Annotated in this window: 13 protein-coding genes and 1 pseudogene; 3 read left to right on the forward strand and 11 right to left on the reverse strand. The window is 40.7% G+C overall.

The window, feature by feature from the left end:
* Positions 1-38 precede the first annotated feature (38 nt).
* A complete protein-coding gene (locus ACSBOP_RS18300) occupies positions 39-3,146 on the reverse strand; it encodes an RHS repeat domain-containing protein (RefSeq protein WP_442601935.1) in 3,108 nt (1,035 codons plus the stop codon).
* On the opposite strand from ACSBOP_RS18300, the pseudogene ACSBOP_RS18305 reads away from it, so the two are divergent.
* Positions 3,127-3,360: pseudogene (locus ACSBOP_RS18305) on the forward strand (IS3 family transposase); the annotation flags it as partial. The gene ACSBOP_RS18300 and the pseudogene ACSBOP_RS18305 overlap by 20 nt on opposite strands.
* A 172-nt stretch (positions 3,361-3,532) precedes the next feature.
* On the opposite strand, the gene ACSBOP_RS18310 reads toward ACSBOP_RS18305, so the two are convergent.
* The 7 genes from ACSBOP_RS18310 to ACSBOP_RS18340 all read right to left on the reverse strand — a co-directional run bounded on the left by ACSBOP_RS18310 (position 3,533) and on the right by ACSBOP_RS18340 (position 15,561).
* The gene (locus ACSBOP_RS18310) at positions 3,533-4,261 is read right to left on the reverse strand and encodes a hypothetical protein (RefSeq protein WP_442601936.1); all 729 of its coding nucleotides are present in this window, start codon (positions 4,259-4,261) and stop codon (positions 3,533-3,535) included.
* 14 nt (positions 4,262-4,275) lie between these two features.
* Entirely contained in the window at positions 4,276-6,354 is a 2,079-nt protein-coding gene (locus ACSBOP_RS18315; protein ID WP_442601937.1) for an RHS repeat-associated core domain-containing protein, read from the reverse strand.
* A gap of 605 nt (positions 6,355-6,959) precedes the next feature.
* Positions 6,960-7,619: a hypothetical protein gene (locus tag ACSBOP_RS18320; protein WP_442601938.1), complete on the reverse strand. Its 660-nt coding sequence runs from the start codon at positions 7,617-7,619 to the stop codon at positions 6,960-6,962.
* Between the two features lie 16 nt (positions 7,620-7,635).
* On the reverse strand, positions 7,636-9,294 hold the full coding sequence (locus ACSBOP_RS18325; RefSeq protein ID WP_442601939.1) for an RHS repeat domain-containing protein: 1,659 nt from the start codon (positions 9,292-9,294) through the stop codon (positions 7,636-7,638).
* Positions 9,295-9,729: 435 nt separating this feature from the next.
* On the reverse strand, positions 9,730-10,236 hold the full coding sequence (locus tag ACSBOP_RS18330; protein ID WP_442601940.1) for a DNA polymerase III: 507 nt from the start codon (positions 10,234-10,236) through the stop codon (positions 9,730-9,732).
* Positions 10,237-10,251: 15 nt separating this feature from the next.
* Positions 10,252-15,156, reverse strand: coding sequence for an RHS repeat domain-containing protein (locus ACSBOP_RS18335; protein WP_442601941.1), 4,905 nt, complete (start codon positions 15,154-15,156; stop codon positions 10,252-10,254).
* A gap of 24 nt (positions 15,157-15,180) precedes the next feature.
* On the reverse strand, positions 15,181-15,561 hold the full coding sequence (locus ACSBOP_RS18340) for a hypothetical protein (RefSeq protein WP_442601942.1): 381 nt from the start codon (positions 15,559-15,561) through the stop codon (positions 15,181-15,183).
* Positions 15,562-15,962: 401 nt separating this feature from the next.
* Here ACSBOP_RS18340 and ACSBOP_RS18345 point away from each other — a divergent pair, with 401 nt between their 5' ends.
* Positions 15,963-16,355, forward strand: coding sequence for a BlaI/MecI/CopY family transcriptional regulator (locus ACSBOP_RS18345; protein ID WP_442601943.1), 393 nt, complete (start codon positions 15,963-15,965; stop codon positions 16,353-16,355).
* Complete coding sequence (locus ACSBOP_RS18350) at positions 16,355-18,553, forward strand: M56 family metallopeptidase (protein ID WP_442601944.1); 2,199 nt, start codon at positions 16,355-16,357, stop codon at positions 18,551-18,553. The genes ACSBOP_RS18345 and ACSBOP_RS18350 overlap by 1 nt, the downstream gene beginning before the upstream one ends.
* Before the next feature lie 146 nt (positions 18,554-18,699).
* Here ACSBOP_RS18350 and ACSBOP_RS18355 read toward each other — a convergent pair whose 3' ends face one another.
* The 3 genes from ACSBOP_RS18355 to ACSBOP_RS18365 are packed head-to-tail and all read right to left on the reverse strand — an operon-like array spanning position 18,700 to position 20,902.
* Positions 18,700-19,056 carry a VOC family protein gene (locus ACSBOP_RS18355; RefSeq protein ID WP_442601945.1) on the reverse strand — a complete coding sequence of 119 codons (357 nt, stop codon included), beginning with the start codon at positions 19,054-19,056 and terminating at the stop codon, positions 18,700-18,702.
* Positions 19,057-19,069: 13 nt separating this feature from the next.
* Positions 19,070-20,164, reverse strand: a complete 1,095-nt coding sequence (locus ACSBOP_RS18360; RefSeq protein ID WP_442601946.1) for an S-adenosylmethionine:tRNA ribosyltransferase-isomerase — start codon at positions 20,162-20,164, stop codon at positions 19,070-19,072.
* Positions 20,165-20,167: 3 nt separating this feature from the next.
* Entirely contained in the window at positions 20,168-20,902 is a 735-nt protein-coding gene (locus tag ACSBOP_RS18365; protein WP_442601947.1) for an SDR family NAD(P)-dependent oxidoreductase, read from the reverse strand.
* Positions 20,903-20,998 lie beyond the last annotated feature (96 nt).

Genomic DNA, 20,998 nt, shown 5'->3' on the forward strand with positions numbered 1-20,998 from the left:
TTGGTGGCATTTGGATATTCTTTATAGAACTTATTCCATTATTTTCTAATTTTTGAGAGGTGAATGTCACTATTTATTTCTTTAGGTATACCCCTCAAGTTATTATAACCATGCATTTCTGCTTCTGTAAATAAACCCTTATATTCAGGTTTCCTTAAGACTTGTTGTTCTATAGCGTGGTGAACAACCACTTCCTTTTCTAGTTCAGGATGCTTTTTAAAGAAAACCTCTTTATAGTCAATCTTACCCGTCCCCTTAAGAGCAAATTTTCCAAGGTCTCCTGTCCATCTAAAAATTGGAATATAACCAGCAACCGCTAATGTTTTATCCAACACTCCTGCATTTGGGTCGTTAAGTGTACGAATGCCGTCTAAAGCTACCTCAGTACCCATTTGAAAGAGTTTCTTTCCAACATCTTTCCATGTTAACCGATCATCAAAGTTATAAAAACTATAATTGCTTCCGTCATCATCAGAATCGAGTACCATATGCCCTGTTGGGTCTTTTTTGATGAGCGGATTATTCTCGACATACGTATACAAATTCAAACTCTGCGGTTTATCTATCTGCCCATCATACGTATCCTCTTGGATAAAGCGACCTACACTTGGATCATACCACCGTGCTCGGAGGTATTGTAATTCGGTTGTTTCGTCGTAGTATTCGCCAGAATAGAGGAATATATTGTCTACTTTATTCGCTAGATTATTACCTTCTGCTGGTAGAATCTTACCCCATATATCATATTTGTATTCAGCTAGCTTATTACCTTGATCGTCTGTAATCGATACAACATCGCCATGTCCGTTATGCAAATAATATTGCTTACTGCCCGCTTGATCGACTTTGGCTACTAATTGGCCTCTACTACGAATATAGCTGTATTGGCTTGTTGTATCACCTTCGGTCTTTTCTTCGGCGATAATGTTCGAATCTGCATCATAATAGTAACGAGATACTTTACGTGCACCATAGTCATCTTGATTTACTTCCGTCCGCTTCACCATCAAGCCGTTGCCATTATAGACATATTCAACTAACTTCGCCTTATCTGCATTCTTGGCAGGTACTTTTACTTCAATCAGTTGATCTCGACTGTCATACTTGTACTGATTCAGTGGGACCTGTGGAAGCTGATCGGATTGCAGCGTTTCACGATTACCTCGGTTGTTGTACTGATAGGTTTCTTTAAACATACTATTTGTTTGTACACGATGAAGTGGATCATAAGTTAACGTAGATGTAACTTGATTATTTTCTTTAAGATTTGTAATATTCGCATAATCATCGTATTCGTAGCCGTAACTGCCCAGCGATTGTCCCACATCTGTTTTGTGTGTAACATCCGATAACATACCTTCTGTATAGATATGATTGGTTACGATTTTTCCTGTGTTAAGATCGATACGGTCTAGATTGCCTGCCTTATACGTATAGGAAGCATCCGGCTTCGTTAAGTCTTGTCCAACTTTGTCCAGACGCCCTGCTTGATACGCATAGTTAGTTACTTTGCCAAAAGGATCGGTCATGCTCGTCACTTGTCCAGCTTCATCATATTCATAGCTGAGCTGCTTACCATCTGGATACGTGATGGATTTTAACAATCCAAGCTTCGCTTGATTTGTTGCTGCATAATCATACTGATACTTTGTCGTACCTGTATAGTCATTCATTGTTGTCATACGACCAGCTAGATCATAATCGAACGTGATTTCAGGATCGTATAGTCCGATTTCTCGATTCGTTGCGGTCTTCTTCTTTAGACGATTACGGCTGTCATATTCATAAGTGAAGGTGTTCCCTTTGCGATCAATTAGGGTTTTCTCATTACCTTCTTTATCGTATGCATGCAGTGTTTGGTTCTTATTCTCGTCTTTTTCAATTAACAAATTTCCAGATTGATCGTACACTTTCTCAATGAAATTCCCATCTGGATATGTTACTTGTTTGAGCAGATTGGTTTTCGTATATTTATAAGCTGTTTTCTCATTATTCGGTGTTGTAATTGCAGTGAGTCTACCTAGTGCATCATATTCCTTCGTCGTTTTGTTATATGACTCTTCAACGAACGCATAGTGTTCACGTGACTCTAGCATATGTCCTTCAAAGTCATAGCTGATCTTGGTTGGCAGCTTCTGTTTCTCTCCGCTGTTACCCCAGAACTCTTGTGAACGTAGAACTTCACCTTGAAGACCATATGTCTCCTTGAACAATCGACTATCTGTCGCTCGAATCGTTCGCGTATTTGCAATGGAATTGTAGGCAATGATCATATTATCTTGGGTTGGATACGTCGTTTGAACGAGACGATTGGACTCATCATAAAAGTGATGTGTGAGATTCCCTACAGCATCTTCTTCACGTACAACCCGACCGCTGTTATCATAGATGTAGTCCATCTTGCCATTATTATCGCCATACACTTGTCTCTTCCATCCATACACATTGAATGTATGTGTGGTTTGTACATTCGTTTCATCCGTATAGATAATCTTGTTGTTCACGTCGTCATAAGCTGCTGTAGAGGTAGATTTATCTGGATTCGTCACTTTAGTAAGACGACCTAATTTATCATACGTGTAGTTAGTTGTCTGACCGTTACCGTCTTTGACCCAATTAAGCAATCCGGTGCTTCGGTCATAGTCCATATAACGATACACTTTCTCCGACTTGAACGTAGGGTCCATCATATCGTTGGTTTGCTTCGTCATTAAAGCATGATAAGTGGCATCATACTCATAATCTTCAAAGATCTTACCACCATCACTCGTCGTTGTTTTTCGAGTAGGGTTACCATATTCATCCGAAATGAAAGCAACTTCGGACAGCATTGTTGTCCCTTGCGTGTTCTGTTCAGAAACGGTAATGCCCATCACATCTTTTTGCGCAGTGTACGTATACTCGGTTACGCGCTTTTTCCCGTCCCGATTCAGATCTTCCGACTTACTCTTCAAATTGTGTTGGTCATCGTAGGTATACACGATCTTCGCAGTTGTTGTATCCGCATTTACACGCTGATAATGTGTATCTACTTGACCATAGTCGTTGTAGAAAGTCGTTTGACGTTTTTCATCAGATTTGGAACCGCTTCTTTCGGTATAAGATACAATTGACTTCGGAATATCGATCCGTCGTTCTCTGAGCATGAAAGGCTGTCCCTACGATAATGCAGTTGCCGAAGCCACCTTCAAAATTTTAAAAACAGAACTTGTGAAACAGAAGACTTTTTATAGTCTAGAACATCTAAAGCTTAAGCTTGATGATTATATCAATTGGTTTAACCACCATCGTGTTCATGGAACTTTAAGTTACATAAGTCCAGTCGAGTTCAAGAAACGAGCTCTTAAAAAAGCAGTCTGAATTTGCGTTGACAATCCATTAATGTGTGTACAAACAAAATGGAGAAATATTTATACGGGTATTATATGGGCTAGATGTGCTATTCGTTGATTAATGGGTAATTCGGCACTGGATAGCCCCCCACCAAAAAAACCTTGAAAGGCACGAAGCCAATCAAGGTATATTATTTACATTACTCAATTTGAGTAGACCAACTATTATCTCCTTTTTTACTAACTAAGGCTACTTCATTGATAGAAAGCCATTCTAGTTTTCCAAGATGCTTTGCATAGGCGAACTCATCAGGTAATTCCGAAATTATCTTATTTCTATTGACCTCAGTACCGTCCTTTGCCTTAACAATTAGCACTATGTCCATACTCTTCACGTTATGTTGACATAGCACTTCCGCAATATATTTACCATCAGGGCTCTTAAGTGGTTTCTTCCAAACCCAATCATTTTTATACAGCTGCTCCTTAATTGATCTGTAGACTCTTTCGAATGGCTCAATAATCCATCCTTTGTACAATGCCACTATCCTAATCCCCTCCATAAGAATTTCCAGAGAAGCAATTTTCTTATTTTCGTCGTCACTTTCAAGAAATTCTCTATAAGAAAATGGCACTTGTACGGTACAAACACCTGAGAAATTCAGTATCCGTTCTTCTTTAATCTCCGATACACATTCGACAAGTACTTTCCAACAGTCCTCTGTCTTTAATTTGTTGAAGAGTCTTTCGAACATAGAAGTCATGCATCTTGTTTCTAATCTAATGGTACGACGCATTCCCTTCCAATTCATTTCATAATCAATTTTTGTAGCCTCTTGAAATAGACAACCTCGTTCCTCCATAATAGCTTGAACTCTCTTTATTTCAGCGAGATAAGGTAAATCTATATCAAACTCTTTTAAATCCAATTATCATCACCTCATTATTTTTCCCAAGGCCTTGGTCTCTTATGCCTACTCATTGAATTTCCTTCTTCCCAAAGGCGTTGTGAATTTTTTTCTTCCCACTCTAACCCTTCTTGACGATTAGCCATTTTAGTTTTTACTACTTCTGCGGCATACTTGTCATATCGTACTTCATTATTCCATCTATTAACTTGTGAGTTAGCTCTGGGTGAAGTACCATTTTTATTCAATGGCTGTCCGCTAATTCCAGTTTTTACCCTGTCACCTGTTCCTTTTTCGTAAATCTCATAACCATGTTGTGGCTTCGTACTCACTTTGCTGTTTCCGTTGACAACACCACTTACCGTACCCTTAGCACCACTCGTAAGAACCCCAGAAGTATTGATCTTTTCCCCTTGTTGTAGGGTCGTTAGTTTTTGTTGGATATAAGGTGTATTCAATATTGTAGGATTTTTACTTTGCCACTCTCTAATCGATACTGTTGGCTTCTGCTCAACCCAAGGCTGTTGAACAACAGGTTTATTAAAATATTTCTCTTCGATATACACCGTGGTAGCTATTAAGGCAGCCTCAACCGCTGCTACAGCATACGATGTTAACGGAATCAAAGCAAATGGATTGTAACCTGTAGGATCAGTATAAATAAGCGGATTATTCTCCGCGTAAGTGTAAAGATTCAACGACAACGGGTTATCATTCTGCCCCTCATACCTATCCTCTTGTATAAAGCGACCTATACTTGGATCATACCACCGTGCTCGAAGGTACTGCAATTCGGTTAATTCATCATAGTACTCACCGGAGTAGAAGAATATATTATCTACTTTATTCACTAGATTATTATCTTCTGCTGGTAGAATCTTACCCCATATATCATATTTATATTCAGCTAGCTTATTACCTTGATCGTCTGTAATCGATACAACATCGCCATGTCCATTATGCAAATAATATTGCTTACTGCCCGCTTGGTCGACTTTGGCTACTAATTGGCCTCCGCTACGAATGTAGCTATATTGGCTTGTTTTGTCACCTTCGGTCTTTTCTTCGGCGATAATGTTCGCATCTGCATCATAATAATAGCGAGATACTCGCTTATCGCCTTCGTCTACTTGGTTCGCTTCGGTGCGTTTTATCATGAGACCTTGACCGTTATAAACGTATGCGACTTGCTTCGCTTCCCCATTGTTCTTGGCGGGTGCTTTCACTTCAATAAGTTGATCTCGGCTGTCATATTTATACTGATTCAGTGGAATCTGTGGAAGCTGATCAGATTGCAGCGTTTCACGATTACCCCGATTGTTGTACTGGTATGCTTCCTTAAACATGCTGTTCGTCTGTACACGATGAAGCGAATCATAAGTTAAAGAGGATGTAACTTGGCTGTTCTCTTTTAGCTTTGTGATATTTGCATAATCATCGTATTCGTAGCCGTAACTGCCCAGCGCTTGTCCCACATCTGTTTTGTGTGTAACATCCGATAACATACCCTCTGTGTAGACATGGTTGGTTACGATTTTCCCTGTGTTAAGATCGATACGGTCTAGATTGCCTGCTTTATACGTGTAGGAAGCATCCGGATTCGTCAAGTCTTGTCCGACTTTGTCCAGACGACCTGCTTGATAGGCATAGTTGGTTACTTTGCCAAAAGGATCGGTCATGCTAGTCACTTGTCCAGCGATATCATATTCATAGCTGAGCTGCTTACCATCTGGATAGCTGATCGATTGCAGTAGTCCTAGCTTCGCTTGGCTGCCGCCTGTTGCATAATCATACTGATACTTTGTCGTACCTGTGTAGTCATTCGTTGTTATCATACGACCAGCTAGATCATAATCGAACGTGATCTCAGGATCGTACAATCCGATTTCTCGATTTGTTGCAGTCTTCTTCTTTAGACGATTACGGCTGTCATATTCGTACGTGAAGGTGTTCCCTTGGCGGTCAGTTAGGGTTTTCTGGTTGCCTTCTTTATCGTATGCATGCAGCGTTTGGTTCTTATTCTCGTCTTTTTCAATTAACAAATTTCCAGATTGATCGTACACTTTCTCAATGGAATTCCCGTCTGGATATGTTACTTGTTTGAGAAGAATCAAACCAGTCCCGAAATGACAATGCGAGTTAATTGTAGAAGTTTACCGTCACTCCATGATATTCAATAGCAACTTTATCAATAGAAAGTTGTATGTTCTCCATGCGTTTCCCCCACGGGCAAAACTTTTAACGGATTTGCCACTTGTATTATAGAAATCAGGGAGTGGGTGGCTAGCCTTACCACATGACCTACTCTTTAACTAAACTGGTCGTCACCAGACTGTCTTTCTGCTATAACCATCGGAGCATATTGCCAGATCGTTGCGGACGATTTTTAAATTCTTCATACTCTCAATAGTCGATGTATGTCTGATAATAGTTGCGGAAGCATTTTATCTGAAAATACTGCAAGAAAACGAAGATAAGGATTTCGGCATAAAACATGGAGGTAACTAGGGATTTCAGTACAACTGAGAAGGAGAGCAATACTACAAATGGGTTATAAAATTCAAACATGTATCTGTGCGTACACAATTTTAATGGAATTTTGGTACGGGACTGATAAGGGTAAAGTTCTTTAGTCACGTGCAATACGAGTCATTCGGCACTGGATAGGGGTAAAATAAAGACCTTGATGATCGTCGCCACCAAGGTCACTAAACTTATATTAATTAGTAGATACGTTTGTCTTAAGTCCTAAACTGGGACTTATTTTGATATAAACTACTCCCTGTTCATCTAAAAAGAAAGCCTTCCACTCATAATTCGCTTTTTGATCCAAATAAATCGAAATTTCAACAGAACCACTTCTTATTTCTGTTAAATTATTGAATAAAACATTCCCCCATTTCGAAATTATATTCTCTAATAGGTGATGATACTTTTCTTCACTATATCCTACAGTTATTTTTTGTATCTCCTTTCTCATTGATTCTAGTTCTAATTCTTCAAAATAAATTCCACTCGATAAAAACCAATGAAATACAATATCTGAATGATTAACATTAGTTATATATTCTTTATCATCTTCAAAGTCATAACCAAGTTCATTCCATAATTTCACTAAGCTAAACTTGGAAAAAATTATTTGTTTTATATCTCTATACTGCTCATTTACTGGTAATAAAATCAAATAATCTTCCATGTTTTTAATACAATACAGATACTCTACCCCTGATAAACCGAAGTTTAGCTTCAATTGAAGAATACCATCTATGGAAGTTACTAAACTATAAGCGTAACCCTCATAAATCATCTGTGAATCCACCTTTAAGGTTACTATTTTGTCTGTACCCTCTCCGGTTATTTCATAGGTTAAACCATCCATTCTATCCCTCCTTAATTTATGGAATTGCGTTCAATGAAGGAAGTCCATTCGCTTTTGAAAATCTCGCCCAGTCACTACTTGGAATAAATACCCTGTGGATGATTGAATTATCTGATGGTCTAACAGTCATATGGTAGACTCCATCTTTTCCGTTCATACTTCCAGTTAATAAATATTCTGCCCTTCCATCCTCACGCAATAAAGCAGGTTTCTGTGAAAGTATTTGTTTATCAAAAGATGTAGGGAAATTATGGGCTGTAGGATCTTTTTTCATTTTATCTAATACTGACTTGCTATACGAAGGGAGATTACAACCACTTACTACATCTTCAACTATTCCTACTCCCTTTTTAACTACTCTATTACCCATATTTGTTGCGCTTCCGATAAGCCTACCGGTGCCAAAAGTTGCTAGATTAAACCCAATTTCTCCATTTGCTGCCCAATATTCAGGTGAATTCATAGGTGCATTAGCAACAGTATAGAAAAGTTCTGTAAGCCCCATCGTCCAATAAGCAGCCGCTTTTCTTGGTGTTGAATTATATTCTTTCAGCACCTTCCAATTATTAGATATAGACTGCGTTATACCTGATTGCACATTATTAGTTCCGTCATCATCAGAATCGAATACCATATGCCCTGTTGGGTCTGTATATCTCAACGGATTATTTTTCGCATACGTATACAAATTCAAACTCAGCGGATTCGCTATTTCCCCTTTATACGTATCCTCGTTAATAAACCTTCCAATACTTGGATCATACCATCTTGCCCGGAGGTACTGCAATTCGGTTGTTTCGTCATAATATTCGCCAGAATAGAGGAATATGTTGTCTACTTTATTCGCTAGATTATTACCTTCTGCTGGTAGAATCTTACCCCATATATCATATTTGTATTCAGCTAGCTTATTACCTTGATCGTCTGTAATTGATACCACATCACCATGTCCGTTATGCAAGTAATATTGCTTACTGCCCGCTTGGTCGACTTTGGCTACTAATTGGCCTCTACTACGAATATAGCTATATTGGCTTGTTGTATCACCTTCGGTCTTTTCTTCGGCGATAATGTTCGAATCTGCATCATAATAATAGCGAGATACTCGCTTATCGCCTTCGTCTGCTTGGTTCGACTCCGTTCGTTTCACCATGAGACCTTGACCGTTATATACGTATGCGACTTGCTTCGCTTCCCCATTGTTCTTGGCGGGTGCTTTCACTTCAATAAGTTGATCTCGACTGTCATATTTATACTGATTCAGTGGAATCTGTGGAAGCTTATCGGATTGCAGGGTTTCACGATTACCCCGATTGTTGTACTGGTATGCTTCCTTAAACATGCTGTTCGTCTGTACACGATGAAGCGGATCATAAGTTAAAGAGGATGTAACTTCGCTGTTCTCTTTTAGCTTTGTGATATTTGCATAATCATCGTATTCGTAGCCGTAACTGCCCTGCGCTTGTCCCACATCTGTTTTGTGTGTAACATCCGATAACATACCTTCTGTGTAGACATGGTTGGTTATGATTTTTCCTGAGTTAAGATCGATACGGTCTAGATTGCCTGCTTTATACGTGTAGGACGCATCTGGCTTCGTCAAGTCTTGTCCGACTTTGTCCAGACGACCAGCTTGATAGGCATAGTTAGTCATTTTGCCAAAAGGATCCGTCATGTGCGTCACTTGTCCAGCGATATCATACTCATAGCTGAGCTGCTTACCATCTGGATAGCTGATCGATTGCAGTAGTCCTAGCTTCGCTTGGCTGCCGCCTGTTGCGACAATAAAATGGTCGTGCTATCCTGACGATTTGTTGTGAAATAATATTTGTCAGATGACCTTCTCACCCTTTATAGTGCAAGAAAATGAAGATAACAAAAAACAGGTTAATCATGGTGGTATCTGACCATAATCGACCTGTTATGTATCACGATAATGCGTTATTTAGGTTATACTTTTCTAGCATTAATGTGCGTACAAAGGAAATCAAGAAATTATTGTAGCGGTAGTACATGGTTTATTGGTTGAATGATGGGTTCATTCGGCACTGGGTAGCCCCATCAAAAAGAAAACCTTGAAAGGCACGTGGCCAATCAAGGTTTATAAAATTTATTCTTCACATACTTGAATAATTTCATTAGGTACTGATTCAAAAATCAATACCTCTGGCTTGGGATAAGGTTTCTTGGCATTATATTCTTCAAGAGTCATTAAACTTTCCCAATACAATTTAACCCAATGTTCGATACTTTCACCTGTATCAAAATTCAGCGCTTCCTCATCAGTGTCCTTCAAATCCTCATAAAAGGCTTGATCGTAGATAGATAGAGAAATTTCTCCATCAAACACTAAGATTTTGTTAGAAAACACAGGAAAACAAAAAGATTTAGTAAAACGACTAACAATATCTACCCCTATTGCCTTTCTAAAATCAACCCAGTCCAGAATATTAACAGGTCTAAGTTTTTCTGTCTCTTCAAGTTTTACCCTTCCACCATTACTATATCGGTTGTTTGATTTTGTCTTATAGTTTATACCGCCCGTCAAAATCTCTTCCTTGGAAACATAGTGTTCATGGTCTTCGGGTAAGTAAGAGTGATACAACAAGTTATTCATATTTGCACCCCTAGTCTATTTTCTTGGAACGTAAGGAAAATGTGAACTTCTAGTAGGGTCATTCAAGTTTTCAAACACCCTGTGACTTCCTGTTGGCGTATTAGGTGTACTGATATTACCGTCAAATTCTTTATTGTATTTGGTTATTCTTTGGGTGTTTGGATTATTTGGATTCGGCCAGTTTGAATAGGCTTTATCAGGGTTAGTCATTGTTTCTTGTCTTAATTTTCCTACGTCAACATCTTTTCCATATTGTGACCGATTTGGAGTCGATGTTCTACTTGGGTCAAACATGTGCTTTTCAGAGTGTGGGTTAACAAAGTCATTCGGATTACTCCCCCCACCGGGTTTAGTTGGTACAGCATTACCCTTGCTCTTAGCACCACTCGTAAGAACCCCAGAAGTATTGATCTTTTCCCCTTGTTGTGTGACCGTTAGTTTTTGTTGGATATAAGGTGTTTTCAATACTGTAGGATTTTTACTTTGCCACTCTCTAATCGATACTGTTGGCTTCTGCTCAACCCAAGGCTGTTGAACAACAGGTTTATTAAAATATTTCTCTTCGATATACACCGTGGTAGCTATTAAGGCAGTCTCAACCGCTGCTGCAGTTAACCTTGCTAACGAAAAAATAACAGCTGGATTGTAACCTGTAGGATCAGTATAACTAAGCGGATTATTCTCGACATACGTATACAAATTCAAACTCTGCGGATTATCATTCTGCCCCTCATACGTATCCTCTTGGATAAAGCGACCTACACTTGGATCATACCACCGTGCTCGGAGGTATTGCAATTCGGTTGTTTCGTCGTAATATTCGCCAGAATAGAAGAATATGTTGTCTACTTTATTCGTTAGATTATTACCATCTACTGGTAGAATCTTACCCCATATATCATATTTGTATTCAGCTAGTTTATTACCTTGATCGTCTGTAATCGATACGACATCGCCATGTCCGTTATGCAAGTAATATTGCTTAATACCTGCTTGATCAACTTTGGCTACTAATTGGCCTCCGCTACGAATGTAGCTGTATTGGCTTGTTGTATCACCTTCGGTCTTTTCTTCGGCGATTATGTTCGCATCTGCATCATAATAATAGCGAGATACTCGCTTATCGCCTTCGTCTACTTGGTTCGACTCAGTTCGTTTCACCATGAGACCTTGACCGTTATAAACGTATGCGACTTGCTTCGCTTCCCCATTGTTCTTGGCAGGTGCTTTCACTTCAATAAGTTGATCTCGACTGTCATACTTGTACTGATTTAGTGGGACCTGTGGAAGCTGATCGGATTGCAGTGTTTCACGATTACCTCGGTTGTTGTACTGGTACGCTTCCTTAAACATGCTGTTCGTCTGTACACGATGAAGCGGATCATAAGTTAAAGAGGATGTAACTTGGTTGTCCTCTTTTAGCTTTGTGATATTCGCATAATCATCGTATTCATAGCCATAACTGCCCAGCGATTGTCCCACATCTGTTTTGTGTGTAACATCCGATAACATGCCTTCTGTATAGACATGGTTGGTTACGATTTTTCCTGTGTTAAGATCGATACGGTCTAGATTGCCTGCTTTATACGTGTAGGAAGCATCCGGTTTCGTCAAGTCTTGTCCGACTTTGTCTAGACGCCCTGCTTGATACTCATAGTTAGTTACTTTGCCAAAAGGATCGGTCATGCGCGTCACTTGTCCAGCTTTATCATACTCATAGCTGAGCTGCTTATCATCTGGATAGCTGATCGATTTCAATAACCCTAGCTTCGCTTGGCTGCCGCCTGCTGCATAATCATACTGATACTTTGTCGTACCTGTGTAATCATTCATTGTTATCATACGACCAGCTAGATCATAATCGAACGTGATCTCAGGATCGTACAATCCGATTTCTCGATTGGTTGCAGTCTTCTTCTTTAGACGATTGCGGCTGTCATATTCGTAAGTGAAGGTGTTCCCTTTGCGGTCAGTTAGGGTTTTCTCATTACCTTCATTATCGTATGCATGTAGCGTTTGGTTCTTATTCTCATCCTTTTCAATTAACAAATTTCCAGATTGATCGTACACTTTCTCAATGAAATTCCCATCTGGATATGTTACTTGTTTAAGCAGATTGGTTTTCGTATATTTATAAGCTGTTTTCTCATTATTCGGTGTTGTAATTGCAGTTAGTCTACCTAGTGCATCATATTCCTGCGTTGTTTTGTTATACGATTCTTCAACGAACGCGTAGTGTTCACGCGACTCTAGCATACGTCCTTCAAAGTCATAGATGTACTTGGTCGGCAGCTTCTGCTTCTCGCCACTATTACCCCAGAACTCTTGTGAACGCAGAACTTCACCTTGAAGACCATATGTCTCCTTGAACAATCGACTATCTGTCGCTCGAATCGTTCGCGTATTTGCAATGGAATTGTAGGCAATGATCATATTATCTTGGGTTGGATACGTCGTTTGAACGAGACGATTGGACTCATCATAAAAGTGATGTGTGAGATTCCCTACAGCATCTTCTTCACGTACAACCCGACCGCTGTTATCATAGATGTAGTCCATCTTGCCATTATTATTATCACCATACACTTGTCTCTTCCATCCATACACATTGAATGTATGTGTGGTTTGTACATTCGTTTCATCCGTATAGATAATCTTGTTGTTCACGTCGTCATAAGCTGCTGTAGAGGTAGATTTATCTGGATTCGTCACTTTAGTAAGACGACCTAATTTATCATACGTGTAGTTAGTTGTCTGACCGTTACCGTCTTTGACCCAATTAAGCAATCCGGTGCTTCGGTCATAGTCCATATAACGATACACTTTCTCCGACTTGAACGTAGGGTCCATCATATCGTTGGTTTGCTTCGTCATTAAAGCATGATAAGTGGCATCATACTCATAATCTTCAAAGATCTTACCACCATCACTCGTCGTTGTTTTTCGAGTAGGGTTACCATATTCATCCGAAATAAAAGCAACTTCGGACAGCATTGTTGTCCCTTGCGTGTTCTGTTCAGAAACGGTAATGCCCATCACATCTTTTTGCGCAGTGTACGTATACTCGGTTACGCGCTTTTTCCCGTCCCGATTCAGATCTTCCGACTTACTCTTCAAATTGTGTTGGTCATCGTAGGTATACACGGCTTTCGCAGTTGTTGTATCCGCATTCACGCGCTGATAATGTGTATCCACTTGACCATAGTCATTGTAGAAAGTCGCTTGACGATTTTCATCAGACTTTGAACCGCTTTTTTCGGTATAAGACACAATTGACTTCGGAATATCGATCCGCTTTTCAATAAGCGGTGTAAACTCTGTAATATCTTTCTCCGCATTCAGAAGATTCTTCGTTACCTTCTTCGTGTAATATCGAACAGGCGTATCAATCTTCGGATCAACTTTTATATACTCCCGGTCCATATCATATACAGTGGTAATCTTATCATTAGCGATTTGTTCCGTTACTTTCGTCTGGAATGTTGCATTCTTGTCATATGCGACCGCCATGTCACCCACATAGGCGAATTGTCGAAGATTTATCATTGTCGCATCAGATGGGTCGGGTTTAATCGGGCCATCCCAACGCTGATCAAACCGATATACTTCATTGACAGCATTATCTGCGATAAAACGTTTTACTGGATTGTTCTCATATTGCAATACAGTTCGTGCTTGAGATGGATGATTGATAGCTGTGATTAAATAGTACGAATTTAGCTTAGAAGGCGTCGTACCATTAAGATTAAAGGAGGCACCACGAGTTAATGAATCGTATGTCGTAATTCTTCCTTCTGGGTCTGTTTCTTGGTACATATATTCCACGATCTTGTTATTGTTCTCATAGTTTGCTTTGTTCGATTTCAGAAGCGTAATGGTCTTAACCCCATAATTGAGCTCCAACGTTACTTTCGTACTCGAATAAGTGATCGTAATGACATTACCAGCGCTATCCATGATGTTCGTCAATACTTCCCCGTACTCAGCTTGATACAGGTATTTAAACTGAATTTTATTCTTATCTCCATGTAGATCACGCATCTCAATAAGCTGACCATTCGCACTAAAATATTGCTTCACACCAGAAACGACATTGGTCAGGCTATATGCGCTAGTCTTACCATTGGAAGTAACGGATGTGTCCTTTGTTAGTACTAAATCCTTCCATGGATATCCAATCAATTGCAAATTGGCATCAATCTCATAGACACCACCACTTGCGGTATGCAGATATTTTTTCTCTAAAGTACCGATTTTCTTCGTTTCGATAGAGGCTACATTGAATCTCCAACCTATTCCGATTGGGAAAATCTTATTGTAATAAGGAGTATCTACCTTATTAGCCCCAGAATATGGATCAATATCCATGGCACTTAGTTGGGCCTCAGCACTGTTGTACGTACGTGTAAGTGTAAAGCCCATGCCGCCACGACCTGGCAAGGTAAGATCGGATCTTTCGATCGTTGCACTACCGTCTAGGGTAGATATTTTCTCACCAGACATGTCGATGTTATAAGGGGATTGATCGCTTTTGATATTGATGTTATTGATTTTCTCCACAATACCATCTGGAATTATTTCAGCAGCTAATGCTTGTAGTAAAAGAGGCTTCTTATTGGCATTGTTGAAAGCTTGCTCAAACGTCACCTGATCTTTCGCCAATTCTTGCTTTTCTTGCTCCGTGAGTGGTGGACGCTCATCAATATTGTGTTGTCCTGTCTCAAATTTCTTCTCTTGAGGTACTTTAACATTCGAACCAACGATCCCATCCCAAGAATCACCATGATTCGTAATGGATGGAATTGGTTTTGCTTTGGGGATGTCGATCGTTTCTGCTGCTTGTGCAACGGAAATCGACTGAACTGGAATGGTGGAGAGGAATAAAATAATCGCTAGAAGACTTGCCAAACTCTTTTTCATAAAAATATATAGACTCCCTTGTTGTTATTTCATCTCGATGCTAAGCAAATTATTGTTCGAGTCATATTGATAATTAGCAGTCTTCCCATCAGGAAACTGAATCTTCGATAGCTTACCGCTAGAATCATAGCTATACACAGCTTTACCTGATACATTAGCTGCAGCAGCAACTATTGGTGATTCGGCAGCCTTCTGGTTAGAAGGTTCTGATATTTCAGGCTCTCCTTGATCCTCAGGCAACTTAGTCGGCTCTGGACTTGGAGACTGTGTTGGCTTAGGTGATTCTGTCGTATTGGAAAAGTCTGATTTCTCTTCCGTGCTTGCTAGTGCTTGCGGGAGTGTTGCGAGCGCACATAAAATCAACAGTGCTGCCACAATCCTTTTCTTTCCGAATGTTAACTTCATCTTGCTGTATTCCCTCCAAATATAGTATTTCCCTTTCATAACAAACTGTAATTATACAGAAAAGGAAAATATAGTATAGTTGAACTATTTGGATTTAAAACCAAATTCATACATTTACTTACAGTGAAGGTAATAACAAAAAACGTCCCTGACTCTTCGATCAATGGGCGTTTCCTACAAACTCCAACACTTCCTCTGCACATTCAAACTTAACCATAAGTTTAAGATTTAGGCGTTCTATTGTTGATTTCATTGGTCTCACTCCCATCTTGTTTTACTATTTATAGCAAAGTTGTCATACGTCTAGTTGCTTCATTCCTTAAAATTACACTTGTAATAGTTAGCTCATTCCTTTATTATTACATTTGTAATAGTTAATGAATCGAAAGGCGGCTATCTCTATGAACCCTATTCCCAAAATCTCTGAATCTGAATGGGAGATCATGAAAATCATTTGGAAAACAAGCCCGATCACGGCAGAACAGATTCTACTTCAGTTGTCGTCTTCGACCGAATGGAGCGATCAAACGGTACGTACATTCATTAATCGGCTTATGAAAAAGAAAGCTGTCGGATTCGAGCGGCAAGGTAGAAGCTATCTGTACTACCCGCTCGTTTCGGAGAAAGAATGCGTGAAATCGGAGAGTCAATCTTTTTTAAAAAGGGTATTTGGCGGAGCAGCCGACATCATGGTTACCAATTTCCTTGAAGATGCCAATCTTTCCGAACATGAGATCGAGCAGCTAGAGAAGATTTTACAGGACAAGAAGAATAAAGATTCGAGGTCATCCTGATGGATACACTTGTAGAGATTTTCAAGTGGTTTATCGAGAGTACACTAGCTGTTAGTGCAGTGATCCTGCTCGTTCTGGTCATTCAGAAATTATTCAAACGCCACATAAGTGCTCGCTTGCAGCATGCTTTATGGATGATTGTGTTAATCCGATTACTACTTCCAGTTTTTCCAGATAGTTCGGTAAGTTTGTTTAATGTGATGCACTTAAGCTCATCTGGGCAACAAATGAATTCAACCTTATTTTCCACGATTAAGCATGAAAAACAAATCTCAGCCGAACCAGCACATATTGAGCAGCCATACGACCCACACACAAGTGAAACGAATAGTTCCTTACATAGCGAAATCCAATCTCCTTCGTCCGAAGTAATTGCAACGACAACGAACATGAGTAACTGGGCAGTCAACTTGCTCCCATTAAGCCTTCAAATTGTATCAATCCTATGGGCTTCCGGTACAGTCTTATTCCTACTCTATCTGCTTTACTTCATGTTCCGAATGCATACCATGCGCAGCTCCTTACAGCTCGTGACAGATGCACGCCTATTCACAATAATGAACGATTGTCGCAGTCAGTTCGGCATTCGCAAGTCCATTCCGATTTATACTGGTCATCATCGTCATAGTCCCTATATATCGGGTATCTTCAAACCTTGGATCTATATTCCAACAAGTATGATCGATGAAATGAGCAATTCACAGCTATCCCATATTCTCTCGCATGAACTGGCTCACTATAAGCGTCGTGATATGCTGTGGAACATGCTTGCAAGCATTGCGGTATCGTTACACTGGATCAACCCTCTCGTCTGGATCGCTGTGAAAAAGATGAAATCAGACCGGGAACTTGCTTGCGATGCTTATGTCCTAGAGAAGCTTGGTGAAGACGAGTCTAGTTCATATGGCATGACACTTCTAGCTTGCATCCGCTATTATTCTTCAACTAGCAGACAGCCGAACTTACTGTATTTCAAAGGGTTAAATCCTAATCACCATACCGTGAGGAGAATTCATATGATCCAATCATTTAAGAAAGGTTCCTATAAGCTATCTGTGTTCGCCCTGCTTACCGTCATGCTCTTCGCAATGATCACACTTACCAACGCCATCCAGCCTGCTCAGGCAAAAGCGCAAGATCGGATGCTGTTCGATTCCAGTTTTCTATTCTATAACAACTTAGAAAAAGCCGTTAAGATGGCAGATTTCACATTTAAAGTCCCCTCCGAACTCCCTGCGGGATTTCAGTTTGGCAGCATAAGCTTTGAGCCAAATCTCAAGCCAAATGACAAAAGAACAAAGGTAACGATAGATTTTGTGCAATATACAGATAGAACCCACACAGGCATGTTTCAACTTACAGCAGATAGTCAAGGAAAAGGTTTAGAAGCGTCTTATGAAGAACTTAGTGCCAAAGAAAAACAAAGGGACATGAAAGTTCAGAGAGAGACTATTAAGCTAGATAAAGTCGAAGCCTTGAAATTAACCATCAGTTCGGAATATTTTCATTACTACTCCTACATCTGGCAAGATCAGAACGTACAGTATCAAATAACTTACGCGTATCCACTTACAGACCGCCAACTGGAGCAGATTATAAGTTCCATGCATGTACCCGATCAGACGATGCTCAAGAGCTATGTGAACCTTGACTTACTAAACGCACCCATCTTCGATACTGACGATGCACGCAAAGCTGCCAATACAATTGGCTTCCAGCCTAAGTTTCCTCTACAACTAGGATCATTCCATGCCACTTCAGCAGATGTCACACACAAGATTAATTTCTCTCATCCCGATGACAATGTTGATTATTTTACAAAGCTGCTAAGCATCTTGTTCACGCAAGAGCGTACTGACAAGTCGAACAAGAATCAGTTTGAATTTAAACAAATCCAGAATAAGAACCTATACGAAACAATCCGAATGAATGGAACCGTTAGTTATACAAGAATTGACAATAAACCAAATCCTGTCGCTGTCAGCCCTGCTACAATCGCAGGTCAAGAAATTCTCGTTACCGCGCCATATACACTCGACGGTCCATTAAGCACAGAATCAGCAACCAAATATGTCAGCTATTTCTGGGTCCAAAGCGGCATCTGTTTCCAAGCCACATTCCACACCACCGCTTCCGACCAGCAAGCAATCGTGTCTATGCTCATCAACGCACCTTTTACAGACATGAACAACCTATAACCCCTTCCTACGGCCCCCGCTTCCGCTAAGCATATTCGGTCGTCCCGAAGTACATAAAAAGCCTTCGCTTTAATCAGCGAAGGCTTTTAGTAAAATCTACATTCGTTAACTCACTCCGGATCAACTGGCCCCGCATCATGATACCCTTATACCCCTTCAACAAACTCCAACAATTCCCCATTCGGCCCTTCGTAAAATGAGATCCTCCAACCGTTCTCCAGATTGTAAGGTCCCTCACAAGGCAGCATATTTCGACTTTGGAGAATATCCATCTGTCCTTGTAAATCATGTACAGCAAACGCAAGATGCGTAGACCGATGTTGAATCTTCGCTGTAATGGCAGGCTGTACTAACTCTAACCGAAATTCACCTAATGTTAGGAACGCAATTCGTTCCCCCATCGCCTCTAGCTGACTTTCCACGATAAACCCGAGCATTTCTCTATAAAAAGTGATCGATCGATCCAGATTCGACACTTCAATCGATGCATGATGGAATTGCATAAGCTGCTCCTCCTCACAGGATCAAATTCATATCTCCAAATTCGTGCCACAAATATTGCTGCTCAACGGCTTCCCAGTAAGCTTCTTGCAGCCAATCTTCGCGAATAAAAGCGGATAGCAGATCCAAATGACTTGCTTCTGGTTCGTGAAATCCAGTTAGGAGTCCATCTGCGACTTGAAGCGGAAATTGAGCATCAATGTGCAAATGAGTCCAACCCGATTGAGCCGAAGCTGCGAATCGCTGCGCACCTTGCAAACCTCCTACTCCCATCGCCGTCTCCAAGCATCTGACTGTCGTTGTCCCAACTGCGATAACGCGCCCGCCTTCGGCCTTCGTCTGCTGAATCAGCTCTACTGTTTCCTGTGGAATCATATATTGTTCATAGTTCTCCTCTGGCGTAAGGCTCCATTCGTCGTTAAGTAAGTAACTAAGTCCAGTATGCAGCTGAATGTAGGCGAGTCGAACGCCTTTCTTTTGCAAGCGAAATAATAATTCCCAGCTAAACGCCCTGCCCGCAGATGGCATTTCAACAGAACCTGGAGCGGTGGCAAACACCGTCTGGTAATAGCTCATTTCCCAAGGTTCGGTAATGTACTCATAACGGATTGGCTGACCTAAGGCGTATAGGAAGTCGTTAAGCTCAGCACCCTTTTTATTAAATTTCAGCGTGTACAGTGGTTTATTGGGATGTGCGCGGACGATATTGGCGTATAGATTGGATGCGAATACAAGCTTTTCTCCGAATTGGAGTTGGACAAACGTAGGTGGCTGCTCCACATGAGGTACAAGGTCGATCACAAGCGCATCCCACACCTGATCATTGACTCGCCTTGCGAGCCGAACTTCAAGCTGCTGCTTGACTACACCATTGGGTAACTGATGCTCCACTTTGAAAACAGCAGGAATCGTACGGCTTGAATTGAGAATGAGTAAATCCCCTTTGTGCAAAAACTGATCCAGCTGATTGAACTGTGCATGCGTCGTGCGACCTGTCTCCCGGTCTAGCATCATTAACCTCACATAATCCCTGCGAAGCCCACGCCGCTCGGCAGGTGCGGTCGCATTCAACTCATCTGGAAGGTGGAACGATACGGAAGCTGCTCCCATCGGCTAACGCCCTCTTTCTTCAAGAAATTGTCTAGCCTCGAATCTCTGACCATTGATCGCACTTGATTCATCTGATGCCAGATACAAGAACACATCCACCACATCTTCGGGTTCTGCAAGCTCATAATCGCAATCTGGAACAGCAAGTGCATGCATCTGTGTATTCATTTCACTCGGGTCCACCATATTCACACGCACTCCCGCTTCCCCCACTTCATCTGCGAACGTCTGCGTCATGCCCTCAACGCCAAATTTCGAAATGCCATATGCCCCCCAACCCGCATATCCCGTATTTCCCGCCTCGGAAGTGACATTAATAACCGAACCTTTACGTCTCTGCAGCATTCCTGGCAGTACCCGCTTGGTCATGAGAAAAGGACCTATGGTGTTTACCCGAATGACCTCTGCAAAATCCTCTTCTGGATAATCGAGCAAGTATGGAATCGGACTAGGTCCGATTATGGAAGCATTATTAATCAATACATCGATTTGTCCAAAATGAGCTTCTGTCGTCGATACGAATCGCTCGATATCACTTGGCTTGGCTGCATCTGCACGAATCGCCAATATCTCTGCCCCTAAACGCTCTGCTTCTTGTGCCACTTGTTGCAGTTCCTCTTGTCCTCTCGCACAGATGGCAAGCTTCGCTCCACCTTGCGCAAACGCTAATGTTAAGGCTCTGCCTAGCCCCCGAGATGCTCCTGTTATCATGACGACCTGATTTGTATGTGTACCCATTTTGTAATAGCCTCCTTTAGTATTGTTCATTTTTTTATACTTAATATATATTTATGTATATTATGTATTATAAGTACCAAAAACAAATGCTGTCAA

Origin of the sequence: Paenibacillus sp. KN14-4R (assembly GCF_052180255.1) — a bacterium.
Classification (GTDB): Bacteria; Bacillota; Bacilli; order Paenibacillales; family NBRC-103111; genus Paenibacillus_AM.